The organism is Azospirillum griseum, from assembly GCF_003966125.1.
GTDB classification, from domain to species: Bacteria; Pseudomonadota; Alphaproteobacteria; order Azospirillales; family Azospirillaceae; genus Azospirillum; species Azospirillum griseum.
Genome location: NZ_RXMA01000051.1, coordinates 1 through 19092, shown reverse-complemented (window position 1 = coordinate 19092; position 19092 = coordinate 1). Strand labels below are relative to the sequence as shown.

Sequence of the window (19092 nt, the reverse complement as noted above, 5' to 3'; positions counted from 1 at the left end):
GGGATAACCGGTTCTTTGCGTCGGGCCATTCAGGGTCTCCTTCTGCTTCAGGATAACCCCGCCAAGCACGAAATTCCGGATAGTCCCGCGATACGCCACGAAAGATTACCCGCTTGGGACTTAGAAACTGCTCTTCTGAACTTCTGCCTCCAAATTCTGTTCTATTCAGCTCTCGCGCACCAATCGGTCACGTCGCAATTAATACTATTCCAATGGCGACCAATCAGGGCTTCAAGAGCATGGTGCCGGGGCCAAAGCTCGATGCCTCCTTCCTATACTGGTGGCTGAAGTGCCATCGTGCTCAACTGGAGCAGTTGGGCAATGGGGCGACCTTCAAGGAAGTCTCAAAAGCAGTCGTTGAGCGTATTGAAATCCCACTCCCCCCGCTGGAGGAGCAGAAGCGGATTGCGGCGATTCTGGATCAGGCCGATGATCTGCGCCGCAAACGCCAACGCGCCCTCGACCGCCTCAACCAACTCGGCCAAGCCATCTTCGTCGAGATGTTTGGTGATCCAACCGAAGATCGATACTCTTCAAAAGTGACGTCCATCGGCTCTGCACAGGACGCCGGAATAATTGTCGCGATTCAGGATGGAAACCACGGCGAAAAGCATCCGAAGGTGTCCGATTTTGTATCCGAAGGCATTCCATTCATAATGGCCAACTGCATGTTGGATGGAGAGCTAAAGCTCGAAAATTCGTATAAGCTCGATCCAATTTGGCGGAAAAAACTTCGTGTTGGTTTCGCCCGCCCCCTTGATGTTCTGATCTCCCACAAGGGCACAATCGGGCAGACTGCCGTTGTTTCAGAAGATGTCGATCAATTAATCCTTTCGCCGCAGGTGACTTACTATAGACCGTCAAGGTCACTGGATTCGTATTTTTTGCAATCTTACTTTGAAAGCTTGCCTTTCCAACGTGCAATCAAGAATAATTCATTTCAATCGACCCGAGCATATATTGGAATAACACGACAAAGAGAATTGCCGATACTAATTCCAGCGCTTGAAGAACAAATAAAATTTCGCACTAGGGTCTTGAAGATACGCGAAATTCGAGCAAAAGCCTTGGCCGCCGCCAGTGCTCAGCTGAGCTTATTCAATAGCCTACAAGCTAGAGCCTTCAACGGGGAACTCACTGCTTCCAGCCTAAAGAAGGCTGACCCATGAAAGCCACCGAAACCGATTTATGTGACGTCATCAAGACGTCTCCGCGCGTGATCCGTCCGATCGATCAGCGCGCCAGTTCCTGGACCGGGTGGGACGGTCGCCCGCTGTGGGGCGGTATCCTGCGCGCGGGCGCGTCGCCGGACCGCCGGGGGCGCGTCCTGGGGTCGGTCGTCTCCATCCCGGGCAAGCCGCCCTCTCCGGACGATCCGCCCGATGCTGTGGGGCTGGTGCGCCAAAGCTTTGACATGCAATTCGGAATTGGGGCCACCCCATGAGCCAGTTCGCCTTCCTGAAGCCCGAATTCCCCGAGATTTTCGCGCTGGCGCGGAAGGCGGAGTTGAGCGCCACCAGCGACGCGCGCACCGCCTGCGTGCACGCGCGGCTGGCGTTGGAAACGGCGGTCAAATGGCTCTATGCCCATGAACGCAGCCTGCGATCCCCCTATGACACCACCCTGTCGGCCTTGATCCATGAGGGCACGTTCCGGGCGCTGGTCGGCCCGGCGCTGGTGGCCAAGGCCAAGCTGATCAAGGATCATGGCAACGCCGCCGCGCACGAGGTGCGGGCCATCCCGCCGGACCACGCCCTGGTCGCCGTGCGCGAACTGTTCCACATCGGCTACTGGCTGGCGCGCACCTACGCGCGCGGGGTCCGACCGGATGCGGGGGTGAGCTTCGCCCCCGACGCCTTGCCCCGCACCGTCCGGGTGGAGGCGGCGTCGCTGGCCTCGCTGCAGACCCTGGTCAAGCGGTATGAGAGTGAGGCCAAAGCCAAAGACGCCGCGCAAGCGGCCCTGATTCAAAGCGAGGAAGACGCCAGGGCCAAGGACGCCGAGATCGCCCGGTTGCAGGCCGAAATCGCGGCGGTGCGGCAGGCCAACACCGCCGCGCCCGACACGCATGATTACAACGAGGCCGAGACCCGCGACGCCTTCATCGACCTGCTGCTGCGCGAAGCCGGGTGGGACCTGGACAGGCCGAACGTCCGGGAATTCCGCGTCACCGGCATGCCCAACGCGACGGGGGAGGGCTTCGTCGATTACGTGCTGTGGGGCGATGACGGCGCGCCGCTGGCGGTGATTGAGGCCAAGCGCACCCGCCGCGACGCGCGCGTGGGCCAGCAACAGGCCAAGCTCTATGCCGATTGCCTGCAACGCCAGTATGGCGTGCGGCCGCTGATCTTCACCACCAACGGCTATGACCATTGGCTGTGGGATGATGAACGCCATCCCCCGCGCGCCGTGCAGGGATTCCTGAAAAAGGACGAGCTGGAGCTGTGGCGGCAGCGCAAGAGCGCGCGGCGCTTGCTGTCCACCACCAGCATCGACGGCGACATCGTCGAACGCTATTACCAGACCCGCGCCATCCGGCGGGTGGGCGAGGTGTTTGAGAAGGATCACCAGCGCCGGGCGCTGCTGGTCATGGCCACGGGCAGCGGCAAGACGCGCACGGTCATCGCCATGATCGACCAGCTGATGCGGGCCAACTGGGTCAAGCGCGTGCTGTTCCTGGCCGACCGCGTCGCCCTGGTCCGTCAGGCGCACAACACTTTCAAGACACATCTGCCGTCGGCCCCCAGCGCCAATCTGATCGAACGCCACGACGCAAAGAAGAACGACCATCACGGGGCGCGGGTGTGCCTGTCCACATACCCCACCATGATGGGCCTGATTGACGCGATGGAGGGCGGCCAGCGCCGCTTCGGACCCGGCCATTTCGACCTGATCGTCATCGATGAGGCGCACCGCTCCATCTATCGCAAATATCGGGCGATCTTTGAGTATTTCGACGCGCTGCTGGTCGGCCTGACCGCCACGCCGCGCGACGAGATCGACCGCGACACCTATTCCCTGTTCGACCTGGAACGGGGCGTGCCGACCGATGCCTATGACCTGGACCAGGCCGTCGCCGACCGTTTCCTGGTGCCGCCGCGCGCGCTGTCGGTGCCGCTGCGCTTCGTGCGCGACGGCATCCGCTACGCCGACCTGCCGGAGGACGAGAAAGCCGCATGGGACGAGCTGGAATGGGAGGGCAAGCTGCCCGCCGGGGACGTGGATGCGGGCGCGCTGAACAAATGGCTGTTCAACACCGATACGATCGACAAGGTGCTGGAACACCTGATGACCCATGGTGTGAAGGTCGCCAGCGGGGACCGGCTGGGCAAGACCATCATCTTTGCCAAGAACCATGACCATGCGAAATTCATCGGCGAACGGTTCGACGCCAATTACCCGCATCTGGCGGGCCAATTCGCCCGAATCGTTGATTATAGGATTGAATGCTCCCAGTCGCTGATCGATGCTTTCTCAAAGCCGGACGCCGCGCCGCACATCGCCATCTCCGTCGATATGCTGGACACCGGCATCGACGTGCCGGAGGTGGTCAATCTGGTGTTCTTCAAGATCGTGCGGTCAAAGACCAAGTTCTGGCAGATGATCGGGCGCGGCACGCGGCTGTGCCCGAACCTGTTCGGCCCCGGTCAGCACAAGACCGAGTTTGTGATCTTCGATTTCTGTCAGAATTTCGAATTCTTCAATCAGAACCCCGACGTGAAGGATGGCGCCGTTGGCCGGTCCTTGAGCGAGCGGCTGTTTTGCGCGCGCGTGGACATCGCCCACCTGTTGCAGGACCTGCCCGATGGGGAGCGCAGCGACCGGCTGCTGCGGCTCAACGCCGAGACGCGCGCGCACCTGCGGGACGAGGTGGCGGGCATGTGCCTGGACAATTTCCTGGTGCGCGCCAAACGCCGCGCCGTGGAACGGTTCCAGACGCCAGACGCCTGGACCCGCTTTTCCGCTGATGACCGCGACACGCTGATCAACGAGATCGCGGGCCTGCCCACGGCCTCGGTCGATGACGATGTCCTGGCCAAGCAGTTCGACATGATCGCGCTGAACGGCCAGCTCGCCCTGTTGAACGGGGATGCCAGCTTTGTGCGCTGCAAGGAAAAGGTGATGGCCATCGCCGCCAAGCTGGAGACGCTGGGCAATGTGCCGATGGTCGACGCCGCCATGGCCCTGATCCTGGAGGTGCAGACCGATGATTACTGGCAGGATGTCGATGCCTGGTCCCTGGAAGAGATGCGCCAGCGCCTGCGCAGTCTGATCAAGCTGATCGAGGGGGAGGATCGGATTCTGGTCTACACCGACTTCACCGACCAGATCGGCGAGGCGGACGTGATCGGCTTGCCGATCATGGGGAACGGCACCGACATGGCGCGGTTCCAGAAGAAGGCGCAGGCCTTCCTGAAGGCGCATCTGGACCACATCACCATCCAGAAACTGCGCCGCGACCAACAACTGACCGCGCAGGATCTGGGCGAGTTGGAACGCATCCTGGTCGAGGATGTGGGGGCCAGCGGCAGCGATCTGGACGACGCCCGCGCCCAGGGCGGGTTGGGCCTGTTCGTCCGCTCCCTGGTGGGGCTGGAACGGGACGCGGCAAAGGCCGCGTTCGCCGGATTCCTGACCGGACGCAACCTGAACGCCAACCAGATCGAATTTGTGAACCTGATCATCGAGCATCTGACCGAACGCGGGGCGATGGACCCGCGACGCCTGTATGAAAGCCCGTTCACCGATTTCGATCATCAAGGGATCAGCGGCCTGTTCCCCAACGCCGACGTGCAACAGATCGTCCAGGTGATCAAAGAGGTCGGCAACCGGGCGGCGGCATAAGACTGATCCCGGTTTGCGGTGTTTGCGGTGATGGTGGCGCGCGTTGTGGAAGCCTGGGACACGCGCGCCGGGTGCGCCGCCCCGGCCAGCGCGGGGCCGACCGAGGCTTGTCGCGACCTTGCCCCAGCGGCGGCTCAAGCCTCCAACGTCAGCGCGGCGCCCTCGACCGTGCCGGGCCGCAGCGGCGCTCCGCCCACGGCGCTCAGGCGCAGGCTGCGCCATGCCGTCTGGTAGCGGCCGGTCGCCTTGACGGAGACCACCAGGGCATCACCCTGGCGCACCACCGTGAACCGGCTCACCAGCCCGGCACCGTCGCGCCAGCCGGTGGTGTCGCCGTCGTCGTCATAAAGCAGCGTGGTGGCACCCTCCACATCACCGTAAGAGACGAGGTCGCGTTCGGTATCCGTCGCCGGATCGACGCGCAATCCTGCCGCCGCCAGCGGCAGCAGGGTGCCGGCCCGCACGAACAGCGTCGCGCGGCCGAGCGGTGCCGCCACCGTCGCGACCGCCCCGCCTGGATGGTGCGAGCCGTCATGGAACAGGTACCAGCCGCCGGGATGCTCGGGCAACCGGACCGACCGGCTGTCCGCCCCTGGCTCCAGCACCGGTGCCACCAGCAGGTCGGGGCCGAGCATGAAGGCGTCCTCGGTCGTCGCGGCACCGGGATCGTTGGGGAAGTCGTAGAACAACGGACGCACCACCGGCTCGTCCGCCTCCGCCGCCCGCCACATCCGCGTGTAGAGATAGGGCATCAGCCGGTAGCGCAGGCGGATCGCCTCGCGGATCGGGTCGATGACGTCCGGATGCATCCAGGGCAGCGTGGTGATGCCGTCGCTGTTCCAGCTGTTCATCATGAAGCGCGGCCAGAAGGAACAGAACTCGACAAAGCGGCAGAGCAGTTCCGGTCCCGGACTCGGCCCATGGAAGCCGCCGGTGTCATGCCCAATGTCGAACATGCCGGACAGGCTCATGTTGAGTCCCTGGGTCAGGTTGAAGCGCAGCGTCTTCCAGGCGGTGGCGTTGTCGCCCGACCAGGTCTGACCGTAGCGCCACAGGCCGGCCGCACCACCGCGCGTGATGGTGTAGGGACGCTTGCCGGGTGCCCAGGCCGCTTGCGTCTCGTAGGCCAGCTTGGTCATCAGCAGAGCCTGCGCCGGCCGCGCCAGCGTCTGGGGGAAGGGCCGTCCGTCGCCAGCTACCACGGCATCCTCGTCCCAGATCTCGTATTCATTGTTGTCGTTCCAGACCGAGACCATGCCGGGGGCCAGCAGCGCCGTCTCGATCCCGTTGCGCCACCAGTCGCGCGCCTTGGCGTTGGTGAAGTCGAGGTGGTAGCCAAGCCCGTCCCAGAACTGCGCCACCGCCGGTTCGCCGGTTTCGCCGTCGCTCACCAGCCCGCCGACCCCAGTCACCTCCGACAGGCGCGGATGGTCGTCGAGCAGGCAGGGCTTCAGGTTGGCGACGGGGTGCAGTCCGGCGGCGTTCAGCTTGGCGAGCGTTGCGGTCGGATCGGGGAACTTGTCGTGGTTCCAGTGGAAGGCGTAGCGCCGCCCGCCGATCATCGTGTAGCCGGAACCGAAATGGAAACTGTCGCAGGGAATTTCGTGCTCGGCGCAGCGCTCGACGAAGTCGGCGATGCGGGCGTCGGCATCGGCGGCGTCGGCGATCGCCATCGAGGTGGTGGCGAAGCCCAGCGTCCATTTCGGCCCGAAGGCATGGCCGCCGGTCAGGCGCGAGAAGGCGCGCACCACATCCGGCACCGTCGGCCCGACGAAGATGTAGGCGTCGAGATCGCCGTCATCGGCACGGTAGGAGCGGAACAGGCCGTGATAGTTGTCGAGGGTGGCACCGAGGTCGATCTCGGCAGTGGCGAGGTTGTCGTAATAGATCCCATGCGCGCCCGTCGGCCCGGCGACCAGCAGGAAGGGAATCATCTTGTACAGCGGGTCGCTCAGCTCGGCATCGAAGCCACAGGGGTCGACCGCGTCGACGCGGAAGCGGCGGCCGGTGCGGTCGAGCGGACCGGCCTTGTCGCCCAGCCCGTAATGGCGCTCGTCCCCGCCGCGCTCGACGAAATGCGAGAAGGCGTGGGTCTTGCGCGAGACGAAATAGGCCTGGGTGCGGCGGTCCTGCAGGAAGGGAACCTCCTCCCCCACCCGGTACCAGGCGATGCCGAAAGGCTCAAGCGTCACGACCGCGCGCAACGTCGCCCCCCGCAGCGTGACCGTGCCTTCGCTCTCCTCGACATCGGCAGGCGGGCAGGCGAAGCCGGTCAGGTCGTCACGGTCCCGCCCGGCATAGGACGGATCGGCACCGCCGGGCGCCACCGACCAGCCGCGGTCGAGGCGGTAGCCGCCATCACGCCGCATCAGGATGCGGCCGAGGCCCTCCTCAAGGACGCCGACGCGCAGATCGACGCCATGGTCGAGTTCGAACAAGGCATAGATGCCATCGCGCCCGCGAAAACGGGCTCGGGTCAGGGCCTTCATGAAGGACTCCGGGCGGAAAGGGATTCGGGATGGCAGGCGAGGCCTGCGGCGTCGAATCGGTGGAGATGGTCGCGGCGCAGCCGCACCGGCAGCCGGTCGCCACGGGCAAGACGGCTCTGGCCGTCGCAACGGATGGTGAGCGGGATGCCGTTGGGGCCGCCGGTATCGGCAGCGGTGTAAAGGAAGGTCTCACCGCCCAGCTGCTCGACGAGGTCGACGCGGACGGTCAGGTCGGCGTCGGCCTCGGCGCAGGGTTCGACATGCTCCGGCCGGATGCCCAGCGTCGCCGCCCCGCCCGCCATCCCGCCGATTCCCCCCCCAAGCACCAGTTTCGTCGGCAGCAAATTCATCCGCGGCGAGCCGATGAAACCGGCGACGAACAGGTTGGCCGGTCGGTTGTAAAGCTCCAGCGGCGTGCCGATCTGCTCGATCCGCCCACCGTTCAGCACGACGATGCGGTCGGCCAGCGTCATCGCCTCGACCTGATCGTGGGTGACGTAGATCATCGTCCCGCCGATCTCGGCATGCAGGGCGGCCAGCTCCTTGCGCGTCGCCACCCGCAGCTCGGCGTCCAGGTTGGACAGCGGCTCGTCGAACAGGAAGATCTTGGGGTCACGCACGATGGCCCGACCGATGGCGACGCGCTGGCGCTGGCCGCCGGACAGGGCGGCGGGCCTGCGTTGCAGATAGTCGGTCAGCCGCAGCATGCGGGCGGCGCGATCGACCCGCGACGCTATCTCCGCCTTGGCGATCCCCATATTCTCCAGCGCGAAGCTCATGTTCTGGTGAACGGTCATGTGCGGATAGAGCGCGTAGGATTGGAACACCATCGCCAACCCGCGATCCGACGCCGCCGCCCGCGTCACCTCCGCCCCGTCGATGTGGATGTCGCCCGCCGTGACCGTCTCCAGCCCGGCGATGACGCGCAGCAGAGTCGATTTGCCGCAGCCCGACGGACCGACGAAAACCACGAACTCGCCGTCGGCGATGCTGAGATCGATGCCCTTCAGAACGGCGATGCCGCCATAGTCCTTGCGGATGCCGCGAAGCTCCAGTCCGGCCATTTATTTCATCCCCGTATTCGCGATGCCGCTGGTGATGAAGCGTTGCAGGAAGGCGAAGACGAGCGCCACCGGCAGCAGGGTCACCACGGTCATAGCGAGCAGATAATGCCATTGCGTCTGCAACTCGCCCTGGAAGGCGTTGAGCGCGATCGGCAGCGTGTGGACCTCGGTCTTGGTCAGGACGGCCAGCGGCCACAGGAACTCGTTCCAGCGCCACATGACCGAGAAGATCGCCAGCACCGCCAGCGCCGGCATCGACAGCGGCATGACGATCCGCGCGTAGATGCGCCATTCCGACGCCTTGTCCATCCGCGCCGCCTCGATCAGGTCGCGCGGAATGGTCAGCATGTACTGGCGCAGCAGAAAGACGCCGGTGGGGGTGGCGGCCCCCGGCAGGATCACCGCCCACAGCGAGTCGACGAACCCCAGCTTGGTGACCACCAGATAAACCGGGGCCAGGATGATGGTGATGGGGATCATCAGGGTGCCGATCACCCCCAGCATCGCCAGCTTCTTGCCACGGAACTCGTAGACGGAGAGCGCGTAGGCGGCCATCGAGTTGATCAGCAGCGTGATGATGGTCGCCACCACCGTCACCACCAGCGAATTGCGCAGGAAGCGCAGGAAATCGAACTGGGTCAGCGGATCGGTGTAGTTCTCCACCGCCAGCGCCATGTGGCGCACCGGTATCCGGCGGTCGGCCGGAACCCGGATGGTCTGGCCGGGCTCTTTGGGATCGACCATCTGGGCGAGGATGCCGACGCGGCGGATCTGCGCCAACTCCCGGACCGAACCGTCCTCCATCGTCACCCGGAACAGCGGCTGCGGCTGCGGATAGCCCGGCACCGACACCTCACTCTGCGCCATCGGCAGCAGCGACGGCGGGAATTCCAGCAGGGCCGCAGGTGTCTTGAAGGACGACAGCGCCAGCCACAGCACCGGCCCGAACATCAGCAGCACGCCCAGCGCCAGATAGGCATAGCTGGCGATGTCGGTCCAATGCCAGGATTGGCCGCCACGCCGTGCCAGCAACAGCCGACCAAGTTTTCCGGTGCGGAGTTTTCCGGTCATGATGCCCTCCGCCGGGTCAGAAACAGCTGGATCAGGGTCAGGACGAACAGCACCGCGCCCAGCAGCACCGACGCTGCGCCAGCCAGTCCGAAATTCTGCACCTGATTGGCGAAGGCGGTGGTGTAGATGTACTGGACGACCATCAACGTCGCGGTACCGGGACCGCCACCGGTCAGCACGAACACCTCGTCGAACACCTGAACCGAACGGATCAGCACCAGCACCAGCACGACCAGCAGGTTGGGCCACAGCAGGGGCAGCGTGATGCGATGGAAGACGCGCCAGGGGCGGGTGCCGTCCATCTCGGCGGCCTCATAGACGTCGCGCGGGATCGCCTGAAGCCCGGCCAGCAGGATCAGCGTGTAGAAGCCCATATGGGCCCACACCGAGACGAAGACCGCCCAGAACATCGCCCAGCCGGGATCAACGAAGAACAGAATCTTCTCGCCGCCCGCCGTGGTCAGCACCGCGTTCAGCAGGCCGTCACGCTGCAAAATCCACTTCCAGATCAGCGCGACGACGACCGGCGACAGCAGGACCGGGAAGAAATAGACCGCCCGGAAAAAGCCGCGCCCGCGAATAGGGCGGTTCAGCACCAGCGCCGTGACCAGCGAGAACAGCACCATCGCCACCATCTGGAGGACGGTGAAGGTCAGCGTGTTCCCCACCCCGCGCCAGAACAGATCCTCCCGGCAGCTCGCGGCGTCCAGATAGGATCCGCAATCGAGCAGGCGGGCGTAATGCTCCGCCCCGGCATAGGGCCGCTCCCCCGGGAACAGCGCGGTCCCGCCCGTCACCGAGAAGACGATGTTGATGCCGATCGGCAGAAAGACGAACAGCCCGAAGAAGACGAGGTTCGGCAGCAGGAAGACATAGGGCATGCGCGCCGCTCCAATCAGCCGCTGCACCGCCCGCATCGGCGGGTCGGTCAGCCGCATCAGCGTGTTGGCACTGCCCGTGGTGACGGCAGCCACGGCGGCGGACGGGCCGCGCGCGGCCTCACCGTGCGATCTCATGGTGTCGGTCATGATCCACCGCCCAGGGTTGGGAGCAAAGGCCGGGAGTTACTGCTTCTTCCTGCGCTCGGCGATCTGCTGGGCGACATCGGCGGAAATCCGCTGATAGGCGTCGTCCAGGCTCGTTTCACCGACCACCACCTGTCCCAGACGGCTGATGGCGGCGTTGAAGACGATGCGGCTGCTGGGATCGCCCTGGATGCGATAGGCCACCGGATCGAGCTTGCCGACCGCATCGCCAAACACCTTCAGCGCGGCGGCGGCCTGCGGCGAGGCCGACGTGTAGGCAATGCCCTTCCTGGCGAGGCCGATATGGCCCGGCACGAACAGCGTGCGGGCGTAGAACTCGTTGGCGACTTCCTCGCTGGCGAGATAGTCGAGCAGGCGCCCGACCTCGGCCGGATGGCTGCTGGTCTTCAGCGCCACCAGCGCTGCGCCGCCGGGCATGCCGGAGCAGTTGGCCGGGCCGCAGGGCGTCGGCACCGCGATCCAGTCGAAGGCGTCGCCGATGGTCTTGTCGAACTGCGCGGTCTGCCAGGAACCGGATTCGTAGAAGACGACCTGCGCGTTCTTGAATTCCTCGTTGGCACCGCGATAAGCGGTGCCGGACACGGCCCCCCACAGCTCCTTCGACATCACGCCGGACTTGTGCCAGTCGACGACCAGCTTGGCGGCACGCTTGAACCCGTCATCGACCGGCTTCAGTTCGCCGCCTGCCTCCGCCATCTGCGCCCCTTGCGAGACGGCAAGGCCGAAGAAGCGGTGGCCGGAGCGGTCGAAGGCGACCGGGAACGGTGCCTGCACCTTGTCGGCAACCGCCTTCGCCGCCTTGGCCCAGTCCTCCCAGGTCGCGTTCGCGCCCGGCATGGCGACGCCGGCCTGCTCGAACAGAGTCTTGTTGACGAAGGGACCGGTCACCGTCAGCTGCGTCATATAGCCGGGGATGGCGCTGGTGTTGCCCGGCACCCGCATCCACTGGAGGAACGGCCCGTAATTCTGCTCCCAATAGACGGCATCCTTCACATGGGACCGGATGTCCAGCAGGTAGGGCGCAAGACCGCCCATGTCGGTGATGCGGGCGAGATCCGGGCCTTTACCGGAAGCCAGCTGCACCGGCAGCGTCTCGTTGATTGCCTTGAAGGGCACCTGATCGAGGACGACCTTGACGTCCTTGTTCTTCTCCTCGAAGCGGCGGAGCAGGTCGTTCATGACCTCGCCCTCGTTGCCGTCCGAGTACCACATGATGCGCAACGTGGTTTCGGCCTGGGCGCCAGCGGCCCCGAGGATCGACAACGCCAGCGCACAGCCGGCCATCCATGCTGCCTTCTTCATTGCGTTTCCTCCTGTGGGGTCGCTTCCGGACCCTTGTTCCGGTCCCGTCGGGACCGTTTCCCTGCCACACCGGCAGCTCGACGGAGACGCCGCATTGCCCGGCGCCACTCTTCGCTCTTGAACATGGCAAACGTTTGCCTAAACTGTCAACGGCAATGTTCGCTATGCAAATGGAGGGGATCGTGAACAATTGGCACCGGGAACCGGCACCGTCCTCCGGTCAAACGTCCCTGGCGGATATCGCGGTCGAAGCGGGGGTGTCGGTCTCCACCGTCTCGCGCATCGCCAACGGCGACCTTGGGCGGGCGTCGGCGGCGACTGTGGCGAAGGTGCAGCGCCTGATCGCCGAACGCGGCTATCGTCCGAACCCGGTCGGACGCAGTCTGCGCGGGGGGGACAGCCGTCTGGTCGCCATGCTGGCACCCAATCTCGACAACCCGGCCATGGCCGCCATCGCCGCATCGACGGAGGCGGCCCTCCGCGCCGTCGGCTATGTGATGATCCTATGCGACACCCACGACCGTCCTGATCTGCAGGACGAGTATCTGCGGGCGATGCGGTCACGCTTCGCCGAGGGATTCATCGTGGTCAGCGCGGTCGCCAGCCCCGAACTGGAGGCATCGCTGGACCGGCGCGAACCGATCGTCTTCGTGAACCGGCGCAATCCCTATGGCGGCGGTCCCTTCATCGGCATCGACAACAGGCGGGCGGGCGCGGACGCCGCCGACCATCTGCTGGCCTGCGGCGTCCGCGCGCCCGCCGTCATCCACCCGGCGGAGCTGTCCTCGACCATCCGGGAGCGGGTGGAGGGGTTTATCGACCGGCTGGAGGAGCGGCGGCCGGGCCTGTGCGTCCGCCGCTATGACGGGCCGGGCGGCAACCATCTCGACTGCGGTTACGCCGCCGCAAAACGCCTGACCGCCGAGGGGGGGTGGCCCGACGGTGTCCTCTGCCCCAGCGACCTGATGGCCTACGGCCTGTTCCGCGCCGCCGGCGAGCAGGGCGTGCGCATCCCGGACGAGTGCTGCCCGGTCGGCATCGACGACAATGACCTCAACGACTGGATCGCCCCCTGGCTCAGTTCGATCAAAATTCCCTACCGGCACTTCGGCGACGCGATCGTGACCAGCCTGCGCGACCTGCGGGCGGGAAGCAGCGTCGGCGAGGTCCTGCTTCCCCACAAACTGATCCGCCGCCGGAGCGGTGGAGAAACCATCGAAAATTGAAGCTGTCGATTGTTGAAATCCAAACGTCGCGAAACTGGAGTTGCCCTGGAAAAGTGGATGTCCCGATCCCACGATCGGCGGCCACTTCGACCACCGTCCGACCGCTCGTTGACATAATGCGAAGCGCATCACGCCTGCATTCAGCCATAATCTTGCCATGCCTCGCTCGAACCATCAAAACCCCCATCAATCCCAAATTTCAGGGTGATGCCTCTCCACTTTTCCAGGGCAACTCCATTTTTTGCGTGAGTTGGGAAATCTGCGGATGTCTGGGCAAGCAGGGGAGAGACCGGAGCCTCCCCCCATTGCCGGTTCAGAGCGTCACGAACCAGGTGCTCGACACAGCCGCGGGTTGGATGCCGACCAAGGTGACAATGTCGCTGGTGCCATAGACGATCACCGCATCGCCATTGCTGTTGGTGTCCACGCTGTAGCTCTGGCCGACCGCCAGACCGATCCGGTCGCCCTGGGCCGCGTCGAAGTCGGTGATCGTGTCCTGACCGTCCCCGGCAGCAAATGCGAACAGATCGGCACCGCTGCCGCCGGTCAGCACATCGTTGCCCAATCCGCCCAGCAGGGTGTCATTGCCGACGGCGCCATCGAGCGTGTCGTTCCCGATGTTCCCCGCCAGCCAATTGTCCAGACCATTGCCGATGCCGCTGGCGTCGCCACTGCCCTGGAACACCAGTCGCTCGGTGTTGTCGCCCAGCGCGAAGGCCGACAGGGTGGTCCGCACCTCGTCGAGGCCGGCGTCGGCTCCTTCGATCACCGTGTCGCCGGCGCTGTCGACCACATAGACATCGTCGCCAAGCCCACCGATCAGGGTATCGGCACCCAGCCCGCCGTCCAGCGTGTCCGCTCCCGCTCCGCCCGCAATCAGGTTGTCCAGCCCGTTGCCGGTGCCGACGAACGCCGCCACGCCGGTGTAGGTCAGGGTTTCCACCCCGTCGGTCAGGGTGTAGCCGCTCAGGGCGGTCCGCACCTCGTCCATGCCCTCGCCGACCAGTTCGACCACCTGATCGCCAAAGCCGCCGACGAGATAGACGTCGTGGCCGGTCCCGCCGATCAGCAGGTTGCTGCCCGCTCCTCCATCCAGGGTGTCGGCCCCATCGCCGCCACTGAGCGTGTCGTTGCCGAGGCCGCCGGTCAGCAAATTGTCGAGCGCGTTGCCGGTTCCAGCAAAGTCGCCGGTACCGGTGTGGGTCAGGGCCTCGATGTTGGTGCCCAGCAGGTAGCTCGACAGGTTGGTCCGAACTTCGTCGGTCCCCTGGCCGACCAGTTCCGTCACCACATCGTCGGCATCGTCGACGATGTAGACGTCGTTGCCCGCCCCGCCGACCATGCTGTCTGCTCCCAGACCACCGTCCAGCAGGTTGGCTCCGCTGTTGCCGGTCAGCAGGTTGTTCAGCCCGTTGCCGGTGGCGCTGATCGCCGCCGAACCGGTCAGCGTCAGGTTCTCGAGGTTGGTGCCCAGGGTCCAGTTGATCGAGGCGTTCACCGTGTCGATCCCTTCGCCGACCAGCTCCGTCACCACGTCGCCAGCGTTGTCCACGACATAGCTGTCGTTGCCGAGGCCGCCGATGAGCGTGTCGGCTCCGCCGCCGCCGTTCAGCGTGTCGTCGCCCTCCAACCCGGTCAGCAAGTTGGCCGCCCCGTTGCCGGTCAGCAGGTTGTTCAACGCATTGCCGGTGCCGGTGAGGGCGGCGGAGCCGGTCAGGGTGAGGTTCTCGAAATCGCCGAGCAGGGTATGGTTGATCGAGCTTTGCACGGTGTCGATGCCCTCGCCCGGCAGTTCCACCAGCACGTCGCCGACGTTGTCGACGACATAGGTGTCGTTGCCGGTGCCACCGAGCAGGGTATCGGCACCGGCCCCGCCGTTCAGTGTGTCGTTGCCGTCGAGCCCAGTCAGCAGGTCGGCGCCCGCGCCGCCGGTCAGGTTGTTGTTCAGGGCGTTGCCGGTGAAGGTGACGGGACCGGAGCCGGTAAAGACGAGGTTCTCGACATTGGCACCCAGCGTGTAGCTGGCGAGGCTGGTGCGCACCGTGTCGGTGCCCTGGCCGGCCAGTTCGGTGACGACGTCGCCCGCAGTGTCGACGATGTAGGTGTCGTTGCCGGTGCCGCCGACCAGGGTGTCTGCACCGGCTCCGCCATCCAGCGTGTCGTTGCCGGCATCGCCGGTCAGGCTGTCGTTGCCCGCTCCACCGGTGATGGCGTTGTTGCCGGTGTTGCCGGTTCCGGTGAAGGCCACGGTCCCGGTGTAGACAAGGTTCTCGACGTTGGCCGCCAGAGTGTAGCTGGCGAGGGTGGTGCGCACCTCGTCGGTCCCTTCACCGACGGCCTCGATGATGACGTCGCCGACATCACTGACGAGATACGTGTCGTTGCCGACACCGCCGCGCAGGGTGTCAATCCCGGCCCCTCCGTCCAGTGTGTCGTTGCCGGCACCGCCCTGGAGGATGTTTGCCAACCCATTGCCGGTCCCAGTGAATGATCCCGAGCCGGTGAAGGTCAGGTTTTCGAGGTTGGTCCCAAGCGTGTAGCTCGCCAGGGTCGTTCGCACCTCGTCGGCGCCTTCGCCGGATAGCTCGGTGACGACATCGCCGATGTCGTCCACGATATAGGTGTCATTGCCAAGGCCACCGATCAGCGTGTCGGCGCCGCCACCGCCATCGAGCGTATCGTTGCCCGCGAGACCGAACAGCTGGTCGGAACCGCTACTGCCGGTCAAAAGATTGTCGAGACTGTTGCCGGTCCCCGTAGCGGCACTGGTCAAGACCAAGTTCTCGATTCCGCCCGGCAGGGTATAGCTGGCAGGTCCGGTCAGGATCGCGGTGTCGATGCCGCCGGTATCGGAAAGCGCCTCGCCGCCGCGGACGATGAAGGTGTCGTTCCCTGCCCCACCATAAAGCAGGTCCGCTCCGCCGCCACCATCGAGCGTATCGTTGCCGATTCCACCGAAGAGGACGTCGTCGCCCAAGCCACCCGAGAGGCTGTCGTTACCGTCGCCGCCGTTCAAGGTATCGGTCAGACTGCCGCCCGTCAGCGTATCGTTGCCGGCCAAGCCCAACAACACGCTTCTGGGATTGGCTGGGGTCAGCAGATCGTTTCCGGCCGTTCCGGCCTGGGTGGCGCTGGGAGGCGCCATGGCGCGCACCAATCGCGAAAACACACCTCTGCCGTTACCATCGGGACTGACCCAAGTAAGAACGAATCCCCCGTCGGGGCGGGCGGCGAGATGCGGTTCTTCTTGATTTCCAACCGTGGTGTCGGTGATGATGAATTCACTGCCGACCGCAGTGCCTTGGGCATCGTAGCGCTGACCGAATACGCCGATTCCCGAGCCGTCCTCTCCACCCGAGGATGAATAGGCGACCACGAACCCGCCATCCGGCAGGGAAGCCACACGGCTGGCATACTGATCGCCTTGCGTAATCGTGTTGACCCGGAACTCTCCGCCGACCGCATTGCCTGCTGAATCGAAGCGTTGGGCATAGATGCCATAGGTACCGCCATCCTGTCCGATGGAGGTCCAAGTCGCCACGAAGCCGCCACCCGACAGCCCGGCAATGCTGGCCGTGAACTGGTCCGAAGCCGTTGTTGTGTTGAGACGCACCTCCCCCCCGACCCGGTTTGCCGAAGCGTCGAAGCGCTGAAAGTAGGCGCCCGTGCCGTCACCGTCCGCAGCGTTCCAGACCACGGCGAAGCCGCCGTTCTCCAATGCGGTTACCGATGCCGGTTGATAGCCCGAAGCGACGTAGCCGGAATTGGCCGAATTGACCGAATTGACCAGAAACTCGCCGCCAACGGCATTTCCGGCGGCGTCATAACGCTGCCCATACACCCATGTATGTGCCCAGGACGAATCGTGCTGGAGCCAGACAACCACAGTACTGCCGTCAGCCAGCCTGACCGCACCTGGAGGATTGCGGTCGGAGGTGCTCGCGCCATTCACCTGAAACTCGCTGCCGACAGGCGTACCGTCCGCGGCATAGCGCTGTCCACGCACACTTGCGTCGACAGGTGAGGTTTGCCCGGCCTGTGTGTGCGAGGCCCAAAAGATCGCAAACTGGCCACCGTCGTAGGCAACGACGGTCGCGTCGCCCTGATCGCCCGTGGTCGTGGTATTGACGCGGAATTCGCTACCGATCGGCTTGCCGCCGGAATCGTAACGTTGGGCATAGACGCCGTCCCCGCTTCCGGCTTGTCCCGCTGATACCCAGGTGACGACATAGCCACCATCGGCGAAGACGCTGATCGACGAACGGGTCTGGTCACCCGTACCCGTCGTGTTGACCCGCTGCTCCCCCGCCACCGAGTACGGCGCTGTCGGGTTGGAATAAATACGCGTCAGCACCCCGGATTGGCTGGCGTCGGGGCTGTTCCATGCCACGACGAATCCGCCATCTGGCCTTACGCCGATGACTTGGGCGTCCTGATTGCCGACGGTGGAGTCGTTGACCCGGAACTCCCCACCCACGCGCAGGCCATTGGAGTCATAGCGCTGTCCGTATACTCCGGCGCCAGATCCGTCCTGATTATCACCGGCAGTGTAGAGAATGGTGAATCCGCCGTCCGGCGATCCGATGGCCGAGCTCCCGTATTGATTGGCTGCCGTCTGGGTATTCACCTGGAACTCGGTCCCCACCGGCGTGCCTGCCGCGTCGAAGCGCTGCGCATAGACGCCGGTGCCGCCACCGTCCTGACCGTTGGACGTCCAGCTCACCACAAAACCGCCGCCGGCGAGCGCCGTGATGTTCCCCATGGACTGGTCGGAGGCTACGGTGGAATTGACCCGGGTCTCCATGCCGACGCGGTTTCCCGAAGCGTCGAAACGCTGGACGTAGACACCGCTGCCGTTGCCGTCGCTAGCATCCCAGACAACGGCGAACCCGCCACCGTCGAGTCCAGCCACGGAATTGGGCTGACCGCTTGATGCGGCAGTGACAGTTGGATTGACGCGGAATTCGCCCCCAACCGAGTTCCCGGCCGAATCGAAGCGTTGGGCGTATAGTTCCGCCGTTGTCCAGGCCGCATTGCGCAGAGTCCAGACGACGACTTCCCCGCCGTCCGCCAGTTTGGCCGTTCCCACCCTGTTGCGGTCGGATGTCGTCGCGGAGTTTACCTTGAATTCGGATCCGAGAGGATTGCCGGATGCGTCGAACCGCCGACCATATATGTTCGCAGCTGTGGTGTAGGGAACTCCGGCAGTTGCATAGGATGCCCAGTAAACATTGAACGAACCATCGCTGTGGGTAACGATGCTGGGGCTATCCTGGTCCCCTGTCGTGCTGACATTGATGCGGAATTCGCCGCCGACGGGAATACCGTCGGTACTGAACCGCTGCCCATATACCCCCCAACCGCTACCGTCCTGAAGATAAGATATCCAGCTTACGACATAGCCGCCGTCATTGAAGCTGCCGATTGCGGGATAGGATTGATTGCTGGAAGTATATGTATTGACTGACTTCACCGTTGAACCAGCCAGAAAAGATATTCCAGAAGCCATGATTTCTCCGTTCAAGACGTTGCGAGGCCAGAATTTGGATCAAGTTAATGCACCCGGAGTTGCCATTTGAGGGGCAGGCACCCCGATAGACACGGAGGGAGTGGCGACACCGGTTTCAAGCCGACGCCACCAACCAAATGTCGCCGACCGGCAAAGAATGGATATTTGGCGGGGCGAAGGCGATCGCAGCCATGGTGCTGCTTCCCCTGCGTTGGTGGATGCCGGTCGCTTCGGCATTGAACCACGAAATATTTTCATATCTTTGTACTCAGGAATGCAACGAACATCACTGCGTTTCGGAAAAAGGAAAAACGGTCGGCATTTTGCTCCAATCTCGCGAATTACTTAGCCGCCTTTATTCACCAGGGCGGGAAGCGGTCTGGTCGCCGAACGGCGATGCTCAATGTGGGGCTGCATAGGCGCGCGTTGCCGCTGCCGCGCTGACGGCGGCGTGACGGCGGCGTGACGGTGGCGGAGTTGGTGGTGGACGGGATCGGGTGTCGGCTGGGGCACGCTGCCCCGGCGCTCAGGAGATGAGCC

At 64.5% G+C, this 19092-nt stretch carries 11 protein-coding genes; 4 read left to right on the top strand and 7 right to left on the bottom strand.

The features are described 5' to 3' along the window. Positions 1–113: 113 nt before the first annotated feature. From EJ903_RS27470 to EJ903_RS25260, 3 genes are read left to right on the top strand one after another with little or no spacing between them, the layout of a single operon-like run. A complete protein-coding gene (locus EJ903_RS27470; protein ID WP_246015973.1) occupies positions 114–1169 on the top strand; it encodes a restriction endonuclease subunit S in 1056 nt (351 codons plus the stop codon). Continuing rightward, entirely contained in the window at positions 1166–1444 is a 279-nt protein-coding gene (locus tag EJ903_RS25265) for a hypothetical protein (RefSeq protein ID WP_126620648.1), read from the top strand. Before EJ903_RS27470 ends, EJ903_RS25265 begins: the two co-directional genes overlap by 4 nt. Further along, on the top strand, positions 1441–4845 hold the full coding sequence (locus tag EJ903_RS25260) for a DEAD/DEAH box helicase family protein (protein WP_126620647.1): 3405 nt from the start codon (positions 1441–1443) through the stop codon (positions 4843–4845). Before EJ903_RS25265 ends, EJ903_RS25260 begins: the two co-directional genes overlap by 4 nt. Before the next feature lie 134 nt (positions 4846–4979). On the opposite strand, the gene EJ903_RS25255 is transcribed toward EJ903_RS25260, so the two are convergent. Genes EJ903_RS25255 through EJ903_RS25235 form a run of 5 tightly spaced genes read right to left on the bottom strand, consistent with a single transcriptional unit; the run spans position 4980 to position 11817 of the window. Next, entirely contained in the window at positions 4980–7334 is a 2355-nt protein-coding gene (locus tag EJ903_RS25255) for a glycoside hydrolase family 31 protein (RefSeq protein ID WP_126620646.1), read from the bottom strand. Continuing rightward, positions 7331–8398 carry an ABC transporter ATP-binding protein gene (locus EJ903_RS25250; protein ID WP_126620645.1) on the bottom strand — a complete coding sequence of 356 codons (1068 nt, stop codon included), beginning with the start codon at positions 8396–8398 and terminating at the stop codon, positions 7331–7333. The genes EJ903_RS25255 and EJ903_RS25250 overlap by 4 nt, the downstream gene beginning before the upstream one ends. Then, positions 8399–9469, bottom strand: a complete 1071-nt coding sequence (locus EJ903_RS25245; RefSeq protein ID WP_126620644.1) for a carbohydrate ABC transporter permease — start codon at positions 9467–9469, stop codon at positions 8399–8401. Continuing rightward, a complete protein-coding gene (locus tag EJ903_RS25240) occupies positions 9466–10485 on the bottom strand; it encodes a carbohydrate ABC transporter permease (protein WP_126620643.1) in 1020 nt (339 codons plus the stop codon). Before EJ903_RS25240 ends, EJ903_RS25245 begins: the two co-directional genes overlap by 4 nt. A gap of 48 nt (positions 10486–10533) precedes the next feature. Further along, positions 10534–11817 (bottom strand): ABC transporter substrate-binding protein, encoded by a 1284-nt coding sequence (locus tag EJ903_RS25235; protein WP_126620642.1) that lies wholly within the window; start codon positions 11815–11817, stop codon positions 10534–10536. A gap of 182 nt (positions 11818–11999) precedes the next feature. On the opposite strand from EJ903_RS25235, the gene EJ903_RS25230 reads away from it, so the two are divergent. Further along, complete coding sequence (locus EJ903_RS25230; protein WP_246015972.1) at positions 12000–13043, top strand: LacI family DNA-binding transcriptional regulator; 1044 nt, start codon at positions 12000–12002, stop codon at positions 13041–13043. Positions 13044–13356: 313 nt separating this feature from the next. Here EJ903_RS25230 and EJ903_RS28080 read toward each other — a convergent pair whose 3' ends face one another. Next, complete coding sequence (locus EJ903_RS28080) at positions 13357–18552, bottom strand: beta strand repeat-containing protein (RefSeq protein ID WP_126620640.1); 5196 nt, start codon at positions 18550–18552, stop codon at positions 13357–13359. Positions 18553–18911: 359 nt separating this feature from the next. Beyond that, a partial coding sequence (locus tag EJ903_RS27465; protein ID WP_210211560.1) for a hypothetical protein occupies positions 18912–19092 on the bottom strand: 181 nt, incomplete at its 5' end.

What these genes read in the sequence shown, in the direction of transcription:
- EJ903_RS25265 (WP_126620648.1), top strand. Translation starts at nt 1,166, where the DNA reads ATGAAAGCCACCGAAACCGATTTATGTGACGTCATCAAGACGTCTCCG.
- EJ903_RS25260 (WP_126620647.1), top strand. Translation starts at nt 1,441, where the DNA reads ATGAGCCAGTTCGCCTTCCTGAAGCCCGAATTCCCCGAGATTTTCGCG.
- EJ903_RS25255 (WP_126620646.1), bottom strand. Translation starts at nt 7,334, where the DNA reads ATGAAGGCCCTGACCCGAGCCCGTTTTCGCGGGCGCGATGGCATCTAT.
- EJ903_RS25250 (WP_126620645.1), bottom strand. Translation starts at nt 8,398, where the DNA reads ATGGCCGGACTGGAGCTTCGCGGCATCCGCAAGGACTATGGCGGCATC.
- EJ903_RS25245 (WP_126620644.1), bottom strand. Translation starts at nt 9,469, where the DNA reads ATGACCGGAAAACTCCGCACCGGAAAACTTGGTCGGCTGTTGCTGGCA.
- EJ903_RS25240 (WP_126620643.1), bottom strand. Translation starts at nt 10,485, where the DNA reads ATGAGATCGCACGGTGAGGCCGCGCGCGGCCCGTCCGCCGCCGTGGCT.
- EJ903_RS25235 (WP_126620642.1), bottom strand. Translation starts at nt 11,817, where the DNA reads ATGAAGAAGGCAGCATGGATGGCCGGCTGTGCGCTGGCGTTGTCGATC.
- EJ903_RS28080 (WP_126620640.1), bottom strand. Translation starts at nt 18,552, where the DNA reads ATGGCTTCTGGAATATCTTTTCTGGCTGGTTCAACGGTGAAGTCAGTC.